The sequence below is a fragment of the Zavarzinella sp. genome (assembly GCA_041399155.1).
Taxonomy (GTDB): domain Bacteria; phylum Planctomycetota; class Planctomycetia; order Gemmatales; family Gemmataceae; genus JAWKTI01.
In genome coordinates, this window is sequence record JAWKTI010000006.1 from 39527 (window position 1) to 55773 (window position 16247).

At 49.0% G+C, this 16247-nt stretch carries 12 protein-coding genes; 5 read left to right on the forward strand and 7 right to left on the reverse strand.

What is annotated here, in order from left to right:
* Positions 1-53: 53 nt before the first annotated feature.
* From R3B84_22260 to R3B84_22285, 6 genes are all read right to left on the reverse strand, one after another.
* A complete protein-coding gene (locus R3B84_22260; GenBank protein ID MEZ6143300.1) occupies positions 54-1136 on the reverse strand; it encodes a macro domain-containing protein in 1083 nt (360 codons plus the stop codon).
* Positions 1133-1786, reverse strand: coding sequence for a DUF4433 domain-containing protein (locus R3B84_22265; protein MEZ6143301.1), 654 nt, complete (start codon positions 1784-1786; stop codon positions 1133-1135). Before R3B84_22265 ends, R3B84_22260 begins: the two co-directional genes overlap by 4 nt.
* 135 nt (positions 1787-1921) lie before the next feature.
* Positions 1922-2146: a hypothetical protein gene (locus tag R3B84_22270; protein MEZ6143302.1), complete on the reverse strand. Its 225-nt coding sequence runs from the start codon at positions 2144-2146 to the stop codon at positions 1922-1924.
* 101 nt (positions 2147-2247) lie between these two features.
* Positions 2248-3117 (reverse strand): metallophosphoesterase, encoded by an 870-nt coding sequence (locus R3B84_22275; protein MEZ6143303.1) that lies wholly within the window; start codon positions 3115-3117, stop codon positions 2248-2250.
* A 33-nt stretch (positions 3118-3150) separates the two neighbouring features.
* Positions 3151-4869, reverse strand: coding sequence for a HEAT repeat domain-containing protein (locus tag R3B84_22280; GenBank protein ID MEZ6143304.1), 1719 nt, complete (start codon positions 4867-4869; stop codon positions 3151-3153).
* A 42-nt stretch (positions 4870-4911) separates the two neighbouring features.
* A complete protein-coding gene (locus R3B84_22285; protein MEZ6143305.1) occupies positions 4912-5412 on the reverse strand; it encodes an SMI1/KNR4 family protein in 501 nt (166 codons plus the stop codon).
* A gap of 579 nt (positions 5413-5991) precedes the next feature.
* Between R3B84_22285 and R3B84_22290 the strand changes: the two genes are divergently transcribed.
* Positions 5992-7059 (forward strand): acyloxyacyl hydrolase, encoded by a 1068-nt coding sequence (locus tag R3B84_22290; GenBank protein MEZ6143306.1) that lies wholly within the window; start codon positions 5992-5994, stop codon positions 7057-7059.
* A gap of 362 nt (positions 7060-7421) precedes the next feature.
* On the opposite strand, the gene hflX is transcribed toward R3B84_22290, so the two are convergent.
* Positions 7422-8738 (reverse strand): GTPase HflX, encoded by a 1317-nt coding sequence (hflX, locus tag R3B84_22295; protein ID MEZ6143307.1) that lies wholly within the window; start codon positions 8736-8738, stop codon positions 7422-7424.
* A 164-nt stretch (positions 8739-8902) separates the two neighbouring features.
* Here hflX and R3B84_22300 point away from each other — a divergent pair, with 164 nt between their 5' ends.
* From R3B84_22300 to R3B84_22315, 4 genes are all read left to right on the forward strand, one after another.
* Positions 8903-9634, forward strand: a complete 732-nt coding sequence (locus R3B84_22300) for a biotin/lipoate A/B protein ligase family protein (protein ID MEZ6143308.1) — start codon at positions 8903-8905, stop codon at positions 9632-9634.
* A gap of 92 nt (positions 9635-9726) precedes the next feature.
* Positions 9727-10287: a sigma-70 family RNA polymerase sigma factor gene (locus R3B84_22305; protein MEZ6143309.1), complete on the forward strand. Its 561-nt coding sequence runs from the start codon at positions 9727-9729 to the stop codon at positions 10285-10287.
* Positions 10288-10386: 99 nt separating this feature from the next.
* Positions 10387-12777, forward strand: a complete 2391-nt coding sequence (locus tag R3B84_22310; protein ID MEZ6143310.1) for a serine/threonine-protein kinase — start codon at positions 10387-10389, stop codon at positions 12775-12777.
* 222 nt (positions 12778-12999) lie between these two features.
* A complete protein-coding gene (locus tag R3B84_22315; GenBank protein ID MEZ6143311.1) occupies positions 13000-16203 on the forward strand; it encodes a caspase family protein in 3204 nt (1067 codons plus the stop codon).
* Positions 16204-16247 lie beyond the last annotated feature (44 nt).

Genomic DNA, 16247 nt, shown 5'->3' on the forward strand with positions numbered 1-16247 from the left:
GCATTTTGAAGTTGCGTTGAAGCTATTTCAAAATCATTCCATGTTCGAGTTTGTTATCCCACTGGTTCTGGGGTGGGCATTTGGGTCAATCGCTCTAATGCGATACCCAATACTCGCTCGTTAAACAAACGCAATTTTCGAGCTGAAGCATTGATCCCACCTGGCCACTTATGTAAAGCTTCTCGCACTGCAGGCACCGTTGGTGCCACGTTCTCTCGTACCAATAACCAATCAACGGTTGCCAGTAATTCCATGCCAAACGGAGATTCGAAGCCATCGATTATAGATGTGGCAAAATCTAGTGGTTGCACGAATTCTTTTGCATGGTTTTGCAAAAATGTCTGCACATCACCCTTACGCTCATCCGCAAACCAAATCACATCAAACGGGTTGGCATCACTAATGCGTTTTTCACTGTGCAGGTAGCTTCCGTCAAGGTTGTTCAAAAGGTGATCAAGTCGGTTGGCATATGGCCCATACTTGTGTGCCTGGAATTGTAGGTTTAGCAGATTGTTACCCGGATGGAATTCATCGATTGCACGGTCCAGGAACCATGCCAATTTTTGAATTTCCAACAAACTGCACTCGATTCCCAAAACCCAATACCGTCGGACTAATTCTGCAATGAGCGCTCTGGATGGAGTAAGTTGTTCCACACCAGTTGCTTTAGAAATGTTCTGATATTCTGTAGTTGGTTCAAACACTTGTATTTCGGTACTTAAATCGCCCAAAGTTAACTCAATTTGTTTGCGCACTTCTGCCCAAAGAAGTCCACCATTTCCTGCCCCCAATGGTGGAATCGCAATCGATTTCACTTGCTTCTCGATCAAAAACTGTCGCAAATCCTGTAATCCATCAACTATCCATTCCAAGCGGGAGGGAGATCGCCAGTGCTGTTTTGTGGGAAAATTCACGATCCAGCGAGGGCCAGAAATTTCATTCGTGGTGGTAACAAAAATCTTGCCAGTTTGCACCTGGTTTTTCCTGCAGGCAGCTTTGTAAAGCCGGAAGTTTTCGCGAAATCGTTCTTTAAACATCAAAGCGATGCCCTTACCCATCACCCCAACGGTGTTGACGGTGTTGACCAATGCCTCGACTTGGGCATCCAGTAAATTGCCATGGGTATATTTGATCATGTGAAGTACCATTTCGGTCGTGCATATACAGGCAGTACAGCACCGTGTGCACCTATCTCTTCTTCAATTGTTGATTGTACTTTTTCGTTGAAACAGATGACACCCAGTAGTCCATGAATCGGCAAATGTTTGTAGATCAAAGCTTCTGCCTGATAACGGTCGAATTTTTCTGGATCTTCTGGGTCTCGCTTGAAATCCCTGCTCTGCAATAGATTCCAATCGATATGATCCAGTTCTCCCAAATCGGAATAAAAAATCGTCAAAATGGGGTAAGCATGGCTGTCTGTAAACAAAAAAGGGATTCCCAGGTCTGCTAGGTGGTGGAGACTGGAAACGAAGATGATAATTTCCTCATTTGACCGCTTTTGGACTCCTCCCCGCCCAGTCGTAATGTTGTACAACATGGGTGAAAATGGTGTAAAGTAAAACGGCACATAGTCGCTGAGATATCCGCCAGGGGTTATTGGCACTGGACGTGTACTCCGCTTAGTGATCAATTCTTCGTTGCCAATATTAACCCATGTTGGTGCCTTCGTGCAGCTGTTACCACAATGCAGTCCATTATCCAGAATCCATGGCAAGTTTTCACGGTGCACAATTCGCCAAATCAACGCTTTATCTGGATTCAGATTTGGGTACTGCCTCGCCATTAGGTTGCTCTACAAAATTTCACGTAACTAATGATAGTAAGTGCAATCACAATCCCAAACGGATAAATCCACCCGCTTTTATATCTACTTGGTTATATAATTGATATGGTATTTTAGTTGCCCCCTTGCCAAATTTCAATCGAAGATCCTTTCGAATAGTATTATCAGTGCGATAATTGCAATAAGAACCAGGCAGCCAAAACGGTGCATAGACGGGATGGGGATTTTCTCTAACTTGGCTTCAATTTCTTTTTTGTCCAGTTCCACTCCACGCTGGCAAACTTCGCAGACATAAAAATATCTCTTCTTATTCACAAACGCAAAGACATACCAAATGTGGGCGTATTCGTATTGCAACATCACAGGAGATCCGTTCGGTCGATTGCTTTTATCTTCGAGCTAAGATTCTTTGTGTTAAGAATATTCCCTAATAGACAGATGACATGCAGGATATTTTCAAGTTAACCGCGAGTGAGTGTCAGTAGATTGATTTCGGGTGGGCAATTAAACCGCAAAGGCACCCCCGCTTCCCCAAGTCCTCTCGACACAAATACTTGCGATGCTGGTCCTTGAACCAACCCAGCCTGGTACTTCGTTCCAAACTGGGATGGCATCCACGCACTGCCAAGTGGGGGCAGATACGCCTGACCACCGTGCGTATGACCACTTAAGATCAGCCCCACGCGTGGATTTGGGCGAAGTTCTGCAAAATCCGGATTGTGGGAAAGCAGCACAATTTCAGCATCCTTTGGCACATCCTGCAAGGCTTGCGATAAATCTGGTTTGCCCCACCACAGATCATCAACCCCCGCAAACCAGAGTTCATCAGTGCCGATGGCCACTTTCACCGCACGGTTCGTCAGATCGATCAGCGGGGTATTTCGAACGGCATCACGATACACCCGACCCTCGGCCTGCATGTCATGGTTACCAGGTACCGCAAAAACTCCAAGTGGTGCGGATAGTGTCGATACCGCCTCCAGACACGGGGGAAGCTGCACCTGCGTCTGCGATCCTTTATGGGCAAAATCGCCCACCAAAGCGTAGGCATCGGCAGTCAATTCCTGTGCCATCGACACCGCCCTGCGGATAAAGTCGATCCCCACAAAAGGTCCGTGGTGGAAATCAGCCAGAATAGCAATCGTTTTCCCTTCAAACGCGTGCGGCAGGCGGGGTAACAGAATAGACTGTCGACGAATCCGGATCTGGGCTGCTTCCCAGAAGCAATAGGCACATCCCAGCCCGGCTGAACCTGCCAGCACTGCCCCACCCTGGATAGCCCGACGAAGAAATCTTCTTCGACTGGGTTTCCATGTTGCATCAGGATTCACGATAGTCTAACCTCCTTGCTGATTGATAGAGTGTTAATCGCCTTGTATCGCTTTTATTGCTTGAGCGACTTCAGAAGATAATTCAGAAATACCTGTTAAGTTACGCAATTTTGGTACTGCAGAAACAGAATGCTGGCCATACTCTGCAAGTGCTCTAATTGCACCCGAAACAACCATTGAATCACTATCATCAAGTGCCAGAATCAATGCTGGAACAGCAATCTCTGGCATTTTTTTTAGTTTTCCCATTGATTGAATGGCACGCAAGCGGACGTATCTCCCATTGTCATTCATTGCCTGAATAAATGCCGGATATACTATGTCGCAATAATCGGATGCTTCTGCCAAAGAAGATGCAGCATCTTCTCTTACAAGTGTGCTTGGATCTGTACGAAGACAGTGGATAAGCGACAGAACTATCGTTTGCGTAAATTTCATTTTGGTAAAGATCGAGGTGGCTGTAGCACGAATAGATTCATCAGGATCCTTCAGAGCAAGTAATGCCAATGAAGTAATGTTGGAATTATTTGAATAATTTTTTATCAATATTTTTATAGAATCAACAGCTGTGTATCGCATCCTGCGATCTTGATCAGACAACGCTGTTCGCAAGTATAATATCGCTTGCTGGGGAGAAATCGCAGTAATCGCGGAAAGTGCCGCACAGCGAACGTGAACGTTGGAGTGCTTTAGGGCATTAATGACTGAAGGCAGTGCAGAGATAGCGGGACTGCCCATTGAAGTTAATGCAAGCAATGCACTTCTGGAAATTATTGGGCTAGAACTTTGAACAAGTTTCGTGCAATGCAATGTTATTGTATCATGAAATAAATTTGCTCTTTCAATAATAATTAAAGCGTCATCAACTAATACACTGTCATCTGATTCTATCACCTGTATCAAAATGGCAACTAGATCTGCATAATACTTGCTATCTATCTTGCCAGCTACCACTAATTCATTTCTTCGGAATTGTTTCAGTGTTTTAATAGCCGTAAGTTTGACAAAATTATTATCAATTTCTAAGCTTTTTCGGATTGCAGAAATTGCATTATTGCCAAAATATGATACTGTGTCCAAAGCGAATTCTTGTGTCTCAACAGTTTTGGTGCTTACAAGAATGGCCAACAAAAAATTTGTTAGCTGGTTTTCACTTAGCAAATTATGCTTATAACAAATTGCAAATGAATTACGTTGTATTTCGGCCGATTCATGTTTTGTGAACTCGAACATGGATGGGGCTAAGTGAGCAACACGAGCAGGGTGGTGTTCATTTATCTGTCGAAGAGCAGAAAAACTTGCATTGACAACTTTGACATCGCAATCATAATTAATAAGCTCCCAAAGCGTTTCATATATTGAAGAATTGGCAGGAAAAAACACCATAAGTGCTGCACCCCAGGATCTTACTTCAGCATTTGAGTCTCGTGTTAATTTTACGACGGCTTCAAATGATATTCCATCGCCCCCAAGGTGATAAATCAACCTGAGAGCTTCTAGCCGTTCATCTATGTTGCCACTTTCTAGTGCCTTGAAAATTGCTTCATTATTAAAAATGTCAAGTCGACTACTTGACGGTTTTTGTATGTTGAGCTGGTTAGGCGGTGGTGCGATTCTACTGCTTCGATCGCTACCTTCTAAGACAGGTTTAGTCAGTTCTCGAAACTTATTGTTATCTGCGAGCTTGTTTGAACGTCTATCTGCAAGGAATAATAGTAAAATTATCATCAACAAAGGGACAGTCGCTCGCATATTCAATACCTCGCAGGCAATGAGACTTTTTGTCTGAATAAATTAACAATGTCGCATCCATGGAAATATCCCTGGTGGAACATCTTTGTAGGCTTGCTCACAGATTTCGAGTTCTCCTTCAATCGCTTCCCAAAAAGTGTCGCAGGCCTTCCTGAACTCCGAATAACCGATGAGAAAGTGGTAGATTGGCGGATTCTGGTTCTTTCCATCCGCCAGGAAGAACAGGAATTGTTCTCCATGACGAGAGCCAAAAACAAAGCCCTTTTGAGGAAGTGTCAAATCGACCTCTTCAAGCTCCGCAAGGATCTCTCGCATCTCACGATTGTTCCACTCCAATTTATCAAGCGTAAACTCTAAGTCCCGCCAGAAACCCCCGGCAGAATGCCCGAAGCTGTACAGGAAGTCTTTGTACGCAGAGGGCAACTCCAGGCCGAAGCATCGCTCCAACGACTCGACCTCCATGTGCGTGCACCCGCGAATATGATCAGGGCTGGCTATTCCAGACTGCACCAATCGTCGCTTCATTTCATGTGCGTTGAACATGCTACCCATCTCAGTTTACTTACCATTGTAACTTGGTTCCCCGCGAAATGCCTAAACAGACACCGTAGACAAAGGTGGCATTGTACCCGACGGGATCGATTTCCTCAATTCATTCCTGGGGGTTGGTGAGAGATTTATCATGAGAAATTCTTCACATATTTCTGCAAAGAAAATATAAGCCGTCCTGGACCGCCCAGGACGGCTGGCAACTCTTGGGGAAGAGATAGTGCCCGACAGGGAAGAATGGGCAACCTGCGAACGCCAGCGAACGCACTTCTTGCGCAAAACTTGAGAAAAAAAATACAAAATTCTAAAAAACTGTACAAATTTTCATTTTTTCTGCAAACTTTTTCGTATTTGCCCCGTTACTTATTTGTAGTGGGACTGTAAAAATGTTCCCGTTCTGACAGGAATTCGAATCGGTGGCTTGAACGTGGAGTTCAGAACATCGTGGAGGTGGGAATGATGACTTCGCAATAATTGATCCAATAGATTTGCCCTTGCAGAAAAACCCCATTTCGTTTATGGGCAGCCGGAAGCACTCGAAAGAGCCTGGCACACGAAGGTGGGGGGAATCCTTTGTCCAGTTGGAAATTCAGTACGGGTTTATTGGCGTTGTTACTCCCGCTGAGTAGCACCTTTGGGCAGGAATTCCTTGATAATCTCCTTGGGAAGCCACGGAGTTTATTTTCAAGCGATTCCCCTGCAACCACGCGACCCGGTGCAACCAAGCCCGCACCCGTTGCTCCAAAAGTGGTGCCAGAACGTTACCGCCCGGCTGGTCTGTCGGTGATGCCGCCAGAACATCGACTGCCACCCGTGCCGCAGCAGTTTCATAGTCTGCCACCTGCCACACCTGTGGGCAAAGAGTCTCCTAAACCTGTCAGTCTGCCTATTTTACCACCGACAGGAAGTACTACGTTGCAACCCACCAACTACACGGCAAGTCCAGCGGGCCCAGCAATGCCTGTAATACCTGCAAACACCCCACCAGTAGTGGAGCAGTCGGCACCGGCGAATGAATTTTACACGGGTACGCCCGTTGATACGTATTCCACTCACGCACCGATTTATTGTCGTTCGGAGTGTGATTTTGGGCACCGCTTACCCGGTCAGTGGCTGTACCCAGGCACTGGAAGCTGGCAAATTCTGATGGGCGGCTTCTTTTCTACGGCAGTGGGGCCAACTGTCCCACCATATGAGTATGCCCCACTATCAATTCGGCGGGGCTGGATGCTGGGCAATCTGTTCCCAGAGAAAAACATCTATCCCGGCAGTTTTGAAGTGCTGCTGGATCTGTCTTTAGCCGTGGTGACCAGTAGTTACGGTGATATACACGGTGGACCGTCGGCAATCTTCCGTTACAACATTCCTGCCATGGAAGGTGCGGTTAATCCCTACATTCAGGCAAGTGCTGGTTTTGTGATCAATGATGCCTACAAGGATAGTTCCCAGCGGGCAATCGGACAGGCATTTGAATTTCTGCTGGGTACCGCTGCCGGTATCCGCATCATGTTGTCTGATGACGTTTCTTTTGATGTGGAAGTGGGTTTCGAGCATATGTCGAATTTCTCACTGGGTGAACGCAACCTCGGCATCACGAATTATGGTGCCCGCTTCGGCTGGACTTATTACTTCCCAAATTAATTTCCTGCGAAATCATTTTTCCGCACGATTGACCATTTCATTTACCCATCGGTACGCATGGTGGGGTGCAGCCTTTGGAAACGGAACGGATTCAGAACTACCTTGCGTCTTCGCGGCTTTGCGGTTGATCTTGAAAAAGAAATTCCCTTGCTTGCGCTGCGGGCTATGAAGACAAACCGCTGCTCACAGGCAAATTTCGTCACTGACGCATCCCGCTCGTTATGTCCTTTGGGAATTAATGAAGAATTTGTCTTCTTGGCGACGTGGCGTCTTGGCGGTCAATACGCATGTGTGCGACTACTTTTGAAAATGAAGAAATTTCCTTGCTGGCGCTGCGGGCTATAAAGACAAAAAAGGCTCTGTTATTCCAACTCTAAAGGATTTTCATCTGCCACGGTGGGGGCACTCAGCGACTTGCCCGCAATCATCCGAATTTCTCCACCATCCTGCTCGACGTGCCGCACCAGGTAGCGTGGGAGGCGACACCGCATTTTCGCAGTGGATTCCAGGTATTCCTGATGATACACTTCCGCATGGGCCTGCAGATAGGCCTGAAGACGAGAGTTTCCCAGCTCCATCGAAATATCCGCTTCGATAAAATCTTCCGTCAACTGCTCAATCACGGCTTCCTGCAACTCTTCAATCCCTTCCCCCGTTGCCCCACTGATCGCCACCACATGGGGGTGGGCCTGGGATAACAGACTGAGCACGGTGCGATCCTGCAGTTTATCGACTTTGTTTAATACCAGAATTGTCGGCTTATTGAGGCATCCCAGTTCATCTAACACTTTGTTGACCGCTTTAATGTGCTCTTCCGCGTACGGGTGGCTGCAATCGACCACGTGAAGCAGCAGGCGAGCCTGGCGGGCTTCTTCTAACGTTGCTTTGAATGATGCCACCAGGTGGTGGGGAAGGTTACGAATGAATCCTACCGTATCGCTGAGCAGCAATTTGCCAAAATCGCGGATGTGCCACTGTCGCGTGCGGGTATCCAGCGTGGAAAAGAGCTTATCTTCCACATAGACATCGGCGTGGGTCAGCCGATTCATCAGTCGACTTTTACCCGCGTTGGTGTATCCCACCAGCGAAACCGTGTATTCTTCCGCCCGACTGCGGACTTCGCGTTCTTTGCGTGCCTGAACCACCGTCAGCTTCAATTTCAGATCCCGAATCCGGGTAGCAATGATCCGGCGGTCTTCTTCTAACTGGGTTTCACCAGGACCACGCATACCAATCCCACCAGAATAGCGGGACAAGTGGGTCCACATCTGCTTCAAACGAGGCAAAGAATACTCCAGTTGGGCCAGTTCCACCTGCAATTTTGCTTCCGGAGACCGGGCTCGGCTGGCAAAAATATCGAGAATCAGTTCACTGCGGTCCAGCACCTTGATTTTGGTGGCTTTTTCCAGGCTTTTGCCCTGTCCGGGTGTCAGATCGTTGTCAAAAATGATCAAGTCGGCATCGGTGGCCGTGGCTAATTCGACCAATTCGGCCATTTTTCCTTTGCCAATATAGGTGCCAGGGTCAATTCCGTGCCTTTTCTGGGTTAATTCCCCCACCACTTCGGCACCAGCAGATTCCGCCAGACCACGAATTTCGTCGCACGGATCATCTGTCAGCCAGTGTCGACCGGGTAAATCAACACTCACCAGGATCGCCCGTTCCTGGTTCGCGGTCATTTCATGACGTGTTTGCTCAAACGATGAACTAATAATCAGACTCCACGGGTGATCCCACCCAACAATCCAGTTAGTTAGACAGACGAGGACCGGTTTAGGTTCTCTTTGGGGCAGATCATATCTTAACAGAATAAATGGGAAGTTGAACAGCAGGAGATTGATTCTTGAACTGCCGGATTTTACCCACCGCTGCCGCCAGTGGTGCGCTGAACATGGCACTGGATGAAGCGATGTTTCAGTATGCGCTGCAGGAAAGCCAGGCCTGCCTGCGGTTTTACACGTGGGAACGCCCCACGGTATCCCTGGGGTATTTTCAGCCGATCGAACTGCTACAGACCCACCCACAGTTACTGCAGGCCGACGTGGTGCGTCGCCATACCGGCGGTGGGGCGATTGTCCACCACCTGGAATTGACCTATTGTCTGGCGTTACCCCCACAGCCACAGTGGTTTACGTCAGAAAACTGGTTGTGCCGGATGCACCACATCATTCAGGAAGCCTTTCTGACATTCGGGGTGGTTACGGACGCACTCATATGTGGGCTGGAAACGAAACGCGATCCGCTCCTTTGCTTCCAGCACCTGACACCGGGCGACCTGCATATCAATATGCAGAAAATTGTGGGCAGTGCCCAGCGACGACCTCGACAGGGACTGATGCAGCACGGCAGTATTTTACTGGCACAAAGCCCATTGACCCCCACCTTACCTGGGGTGCTGGAACTTTCTGGTATTTCTGTGGCTGGAGACGAATTGCAAACCGCCATTTGTGCGAAATTTGCCGAAGCGACCAGTACCAAATTCCTTCAGGCAGAGTGGACCGCAGATGAACTGGTGCTGGCAGAAAAAATCGCCGCCGAAAAATATGCCCACCCCACCTGGACGAATAAACGCTGATTGGCTTTCAGTCCCCAGAATTCACTGTATTTCTTGAAATACACCGCGTAAAATGAAAAAGTCGGCAATTATCCGCTGATGGAATCTCATCGATGGTAACGACCTCTGCTAGCTTGTTGGATCGGGTTCGCACTGGTTCAGACCCATCGGCCTGGTCGCGTTTTGTCGAATTGTATACCCCCATTTTGCACCACTGGTGTCACCGTCTGCGCTTAACAGAGTCCGATAGTGCGGATTTTATTCAGGATGTCTTTCTGATCCTGGTCTACCAGCTTCCACGGTTTCGCTACGATCCCAAACAGAGCTTCCGAGCATGGTTGAAAACAATTCTAATGAACGTCTGGCGCAACTATGAACGTAAGCGTTCACGGTTACCTGTAGCTGGGGAAAATGCAGAATTAATCGCAGATAGCGATCCTGGCCATTTGATCGATGAGGCAGAACATCGGGCATTTCTCATGAAACGGGCCTTGGAAATCGCTCAGGTGAATTTTGAACCCACTTCCTGGAAAGCCTGTTGGGAATTTGTCGTGCGGAATCGCCCAGCGGAAGAAGTCGCTGCGGAACTCCAGATCACGGTCAATGCGGTTTATCTTGCGAAATCCCGCGTTCTGCGCCACCTCCGAACGGAACTTGCCGGGCTACTCGATTAAGTCGAACATTCTTTTTATTTCTCTGACAGATTTCAATTTGATCGGTGTACTCATTACGTAACTGATCAGTTCAGATCACTGATCCTTGAGGTTCCCCCAATGCAAATGGCTTCGGAATGTCCTTCTGCCGAAATGCTTCAGCAGTTACTGTTGGGGTACGGCAATGATGCGACAGCCGACTTGTGGGAGCAACATCTGACGATTTGCCCAAAATGCACCACTCTGGCGAAAGAATTGCAATCGGATGATGAACTGGTTCGCCAAATCCGTGACTCCGCCCAGTTGAAACAGACACCGGAGCCAGAAATCGTCTCGACGCTTATTTCCGTGTTTCGTCAGCTTATGCCAGAAGGAAATCCTGCCACATCATCCTGGTTTGGCAGTGCGGATACTACAGATTATCTGGCCGCACCATCAGCTCCCGGTGAGATCGGACGTCTGGGCCCATACACCATCAACGAGATTCTCGGTGCGGGTGGGATGGGAGTGGTCTACCGCGGTTACGATCCGCGATTGGAACGATCCATCGCTGTGAAGATCATCCGCCCGAATCTACTCGATGACAACAGCATCAAAATCCGATTTCTTGCAGAAGCCCGTGCTGCAGCAGCAGTTGAGCATGACCATATCGTCGGCGTCTACTCCATCGAAGAGCATGATGGAATATCCTGCATCACCATGCCACTCCTCGAGGGAGAAACACTCGAAAAGCGGATGCGGCAGCAAAAGGCACCGCTGGGAGCCGTCGAAATTGTAAGGATTGCCACGGAGTTGCTTTCTGGCTTACAGGCGGCCCACGAACGTGGCCTGATCCATCGGGACATCAAACCAGGTAATCTCTGGCTGGAACATCCCACCGATCGCCTGAAAATTCTGGATTTTGGACTCGCGATGCCGTTGAACGGTGATGGTGACAGCAGGTTCGCTGGCACACCGGGGTATATGGCACCAGAACAGGCACATGGGCAGCATATCGATGGGCGTGCTGATTTATTCAGCGTGGGTTGTGTCCTTTACCATATCTCCACTTCGCAACGGCCTTTTCCAGCTGATACTCCCGTGGGGATGATTGTCCGCACCCTGACATCATCGCCTCCTCCAATTGGCGAACTGAACCCGAAGCTGCCAGCACCCTTGACAAGCTGGATCGACAGTCTGCTGGCGAAGGAACCCCAGAATCGACCTGCAAGTACAGAAGCTGCCCTGCAACAACTGCAATCGATTACTGCCGCGATGGTCAGAAGACAGGCACGGATCACCCGCCGGCGCTGGATTGCCGGGGTGGCTGCCGCGGGAGTGATTGGAACTATCTCCGCCTGGGGCTTATTTCAGGCGAACCAGCCCAGGCCAGCCGTTCCTGTGACGATTACATTTCATGCAGATTCTGATGTAGGTACGGTCATCCTTTCACGTGATGGGATCGAAGAGCGATTCGATCCTTCACGAGAGAAAGATCAGCTGCTGGCACCCGGTGACTACCAGATCCGTGCGGTGAAATCACGCAACAATCGAAATTTATTCCCCCAGACCCTCGTGGTACTGCCAAAAGAACCGAAGACAATCAGTCTGGCACTGGTTGGCCAGGAAGCGATGACGAAAGCCCACTCGAGTATCGTTACCGGAATCGCAGTGATTACAAAAGGAGACTCCTACACGGTACTTTCCAGCTCACTGGATCGCACCCTTGGATCGTGGGAGCCTGGCAGCAAAGAAGCACCGAAATTTGTGAACCTCGACAGCCCTGCACTGTGCCTGTCTGCCACGTCTGATGGCTCTGTGGTAGCGACCGCTGGGGGAAACAAACGGCAGCCCTTTGATCTGGATGTTCACCTGTTCAACGGGAGAACGCTGCAAAAACGCGGGCAGCTACTTCAGGGACATACACGTCGGGTTTCAACGCTCGCACTGTCTCCAGATGGAAAACAACTGGTCTCGTCTGCTTTCGCGGAACTCCTGTTGTGGGACATCGCCAAAGGTACCAGCGATATCCTGGAAGGTCACCGGGATTGCGAGGTGCGAGCAATTGTGTTTGACCCGAATCGAAAACAGATCCTTACGGGAGACGAGGAAGGCTTTCTTTTTCTGTGGGATCTCGAGCAGGTCAAATTTTTGCGGAAGATGAATGCGATGACGACCGGGTCTACCGGTGGTGTTACCGCAATCGCCTTCCTTCAGAATGGATTTCTGACAACAGGGGATGATGGCGTGATCCGCCTGTGGGATCGGGACACCTTCACTCCTCGTGAGGTGAATCGAGTGAAAAAAGGGACTGTCCTGCGTTCTTTGGCGGTATCGAAAGATGATAAACGATTGCTGAGTGGTGGAGACGATGGGTGCGTGCGATTGTGGTCATTGCCCGATGGTGCGCTGTTGCACGAATTCAAAGGACATACGAAAGCGGTCAGCGGGGTATTGTTCACCCCAAACGAGCGATCAGCAATTTCAAGTAGCGAAGATCATTCGATTCGTTTGTGGCGATTACCTTATTGATAAACAATCGCTGCCAATGATGAGTTGAAAAAATTGTGATCGACAGCGCGCGGAAAACAGCCGCGGCTGATTACCATCAACATCTATAACATTGGGAAAGCACCCACCGTCTATCAAATGGTGACAAACTGATTGCAATCGTGGATTCGCTGAATTCCTGCCTACTTTACTGATGCCAGTTTTCTGTATTGATTTTGCTGAAATTGTTTGGGGTATTGACAAATGTCTCGACTTGCATTGCTGGTACTTTTGATTGGCATCGCCACAATCACCTTCGATTCAACGAATCACTGGTCTACTTACGCCCAAGTGAAAGGAAAAAAGAAAAAAGGGATTGCCAAAATTCCTGAGCCAAAGCCGGAAGATATTAAAGAAGATACTTCACGGGTGTTGCCTGTTTTTGATCCAGGTTCCCATACCCAGGCGATCAGTGCCATGGGCTTCAGCAAGGATAATTCCAAACTGATCACCGTCGGACAGGATTTTACGGTGCAGGTTTGGAGCAGTTCGACTGGCGAACGACTTGATGTCCTCCGCTTGCCAGGATATGGCCGTGAAAAAGGTTACGATGCCGGGCGCTGGGATGTTGCAGCGGTTTCCGCTGATGGCAATCTGGTGGCCATCGGTGGGCAGATGAAACTGCTGAGCTCAACGGGCGATGACCGTACTGGTCGGTTAGTCATTGTGGATGTTGTGAAACGCACGGTAAATCGCGTCCAGATTCGAACCGGGCTGAATCGACCAGTAACTGCATTGGCTTTTTCCCCTGATGGAGAGATGCTGGCGATTTCAATCGAAACAGGACCAAAAGAAAATCCAGTTCTGATGATGGTGGGTGACCTCAAGAAACGAATCAAGACTGCCAACCCCATGATCAGGACCACAGACTGTCATCAAACACTGGTACCCAGAACAATCAACAAATTGGCATTTTCGCCGGATGGTCAACAATTATTGATGAGTGATAGCTCACAAAAAATATCCATTTGGGAGATCCCCAGGGTAGCTGCTCCACAGGCGAAACTTGTGAAAGAACTGCTGCCAGAACTCGAAACCCTGGGGCTGGCCTGGTCGCCAGATGGCAGGCAGTTTGCATATACGGTGAAAACGAACACGGAAGAGAGTCGAATCCGTGGCTTTGACATACGCTCTGCTGATGGCACGCTGGTCAAGCCCTGGCGCATACCAGACCTCACCCCTCCTCTGGGGAAGGGGTTTGTTACCATCTTTGGAATTCAATATCTGGACGCACAAACTATTTTCGTAGCAGCGAATGGTGGCCTCGCTGGTGCAGGTGGTGGGACCATTCCTGTGGTGGTTGATCTGGTCACTGGAAAGTCGCGTCAGCTCAGTTCTCACCAAGAAGGGATGGTCAATATTCCCGTCTGTGCTGCAACGACGGATGGCAAACTCGTTGCCTACACCGTTACTGGTAATACCGAAGTGATTGTCAGCAGGCCAGACGGGACTGCACAAATTCGTTGTGGTCAGCGCAGTCCCGCACCATATTACCTCGGTTGGTCGAAAAATCCCTCCCGACCTGGATTTGCCTGGAACACGGGCGACATTCCCAAAGGTAGATTACAGGACTGGGATACTTCCGGGTTGAAACAGGGATTTGACTTGACGACGATGGAGCCAATTGCCAATGTCGTTGTTGGCCAGTACGACACTGCTCGCTTCAAACATGGCGAGTGGTCGATAAAAAATATGAACAGGGGTGCAAAAGCACCTGACGATGGCTTTCGTGGGCTCTCGCGTTTGATGCAAGGGGAGAAGGCAATAGCGGGTATACCAGTCGGTGCGGACAATGCCCACACCCTGATTCCAAATGGAGACCAGCCACCTCTGGTAGCACTGCGACAAAAATCGTCGTTTGAGGGACCAGACGTAGGCCAGATCTACAAGTCCGATGGGACCCTTCTGACACAGGTGCTGCCGTACGCCAACATGTTTTCATACATGGCTTCCTCACCAGATGGTCGATTTCTTATCTGTACCACAGGCACCCCGCGGATCGTTATCTATCGGACGGATGGCTCACAGTATCCTCTGTTGTCCTTTGCACAACTCAACGGTGAATGGGTCTGCTGGACTCCGGAAGGGTATTATGCGGCCAGTCCCGGTGGGGAAAAACTCTTTGGCTGGGCTATCAACAATGGGCAAAACTCCCTGGTTAGTTTTCATCCTGCAGAGAAATTTGCCAAGCAGTTCCGCAGACCGGACATCATCAAACTGGCAATTGAAAAAGGATCGGTACAGGATGCGTTGCTGTCACTCAGCGTGAAGCCAGCCGATCAGAATAATATTACATTGCCACAGGCGAAGCTGACACTTGTCTCAAAAACCGAAACAAAAGTTATTCTGAAAGCAGAAGCATGGTCCAGTGACAAAGAAAAGCCGGTGTTGTCCATGCGTGTGTTTCTGGATGGTCGCCCAATTGCCGATGGTAAAGGGGACTGGTCGCCAGCAATAAACGGTTCAGCGGAAGCAACTTTCGAGCTCGATATCCCCACTGGTGAACGTCCATTTGAATTCAGACTGTTTGTGCGGAACGCTCAAGGTTCAAACAGTTCCGAACCGGTGATGGTGATTGGCAAACCAGAAGCCGCCAACAGCTCGAAGTTATATCGCCTGTGCATCGGCATTAATGAGTACCAGAATTCGATTACGAAACTGAACGCAGCAACGAAAGATGCCAAGGATATTTTCGAAAGCTTTGCCTCGAACTGTGTGGGCCAGGGGAATCTCTTCGGCGTTACTGGTGGTGAACTGATTCTCGATCAGGATGCCACCAGGGACCGCATTCTCCAAGAGATCAAGAAAGCTCGCAAAGCAACGAAGCCAGGCGACTTGCTGGTGATATTCTTTGCTGGCCACGGTGTGAAACAGGTTATCCCGGGCAAGGATGATGAAGAAGAGAAATCGGACTATTTTCTGCTGACTTATGAAGCGAATACACAAAAAGATCTTACTGGTTGTTCACTTTCCGGAAGTGACCTTCAGAAAGCACTTGCGGATATCGAATGCCCTGTTTTACTGCTCCTGGATGCGTGTCACTCGGCGGAAGCAATCAAGTCGTTACATTCGGTGAGCGCGACGAGACAATTTCGGTCAGCCACCGATGATCTGACACGTACGATGATTGACGAACGGGTGGGAGTCACAGTGATGTCGGCAGCAATGTCCAGGGAGCAGGCGTTTGCCAGTCGTGAAAACGGGCACTTTACTGCGGCGTTGCTGAAGGGCCTTAAAGTAGAAGAGGGGGTTCATTTCAATCGGTATGAACGGCAGTTGTATGTGAACCAACTGTACAATGTTGTCCATGACGAAGTGAGGCATGCCACACAGAATGCCCAGACCCCCGTGTTTAACATGCCATGGTTTTCACAACCATTTGGCATTCGCAAGGTGCTGGCCAAGTAAAACAGCATCATTTGTCGTAAGTGCTTACCATTTCAGCAGTTAGC

What these genes read in the sequence shown, in the direction of transcription:
- hflX (MEZ6143307.1), bottom strand. Translation starts at nt 8,738, where the DNA reads ATGACCGCGAACCAGGAACGGGCGATCCTGGTGAGTGTTGATTTACCC.
- R3B84_22305 (MEZ6143309.1), top strand. Translation starts at nt 9,727, where the DNA reads ATGGTAACGACCTCTGCTAGCTTGTTGGATCGGGTTCGCACTGGTTCA.
- R3B84_22280 (MEZ6143304.1), bottom strand. Translation starts at nt 4,869, where the DNA reads ATGCGAGCGACTGTCCCTTTGTTGATGATAATTTTACTATTATTCCTT.
- R3B84_22265 (MEZ6143301.1), bottom strand. Translation starts at nt 1,786, where the DNA reads ATGGCGAGGCAGTACCCAAATCTGAATCCAGATAAAGCGTTGATTTGG.
- R3B84_22310 (MEZ6143310.1), top strand. Translation starts at nt 10,387, where the DNA reads ATGCAAATGGCTTCGGAATGTCCTTCTGCCGAAATGCTTCAGCAGTTA.
- R3B84_22315 (MEZ6143311.1), top strand. Translation starts at nt 13,000, where the DNA reads ATGTCTCGACTTGCATTGCTGGTACTTTTGATTGGCATCGCCACAATC.
- R3B84_22285 (MEZ6143305.1), bottom strand. Translation starts at nt 5,412, where the DNA reads ATGTTCAACGCACATGAAATGAAGCGACGATTGGTGCAGTCTGGAATA.
- R3B84_22260 (MEZ6143300.1), bottom strand. Translation starts at nt 1,136, where the DNA reads ATGATCAAATATACCCATGGCAATTTACTGGATGCCCAAGTCGAGGCA.
- R3B84_22270 (MEZ6143302.1), bottom strand. Translation starts at nt 2,146, where the DNA reads ATGTTGCAATACGAATACGCCCACATTTGGTATGTCTTTGCGTTTGTG.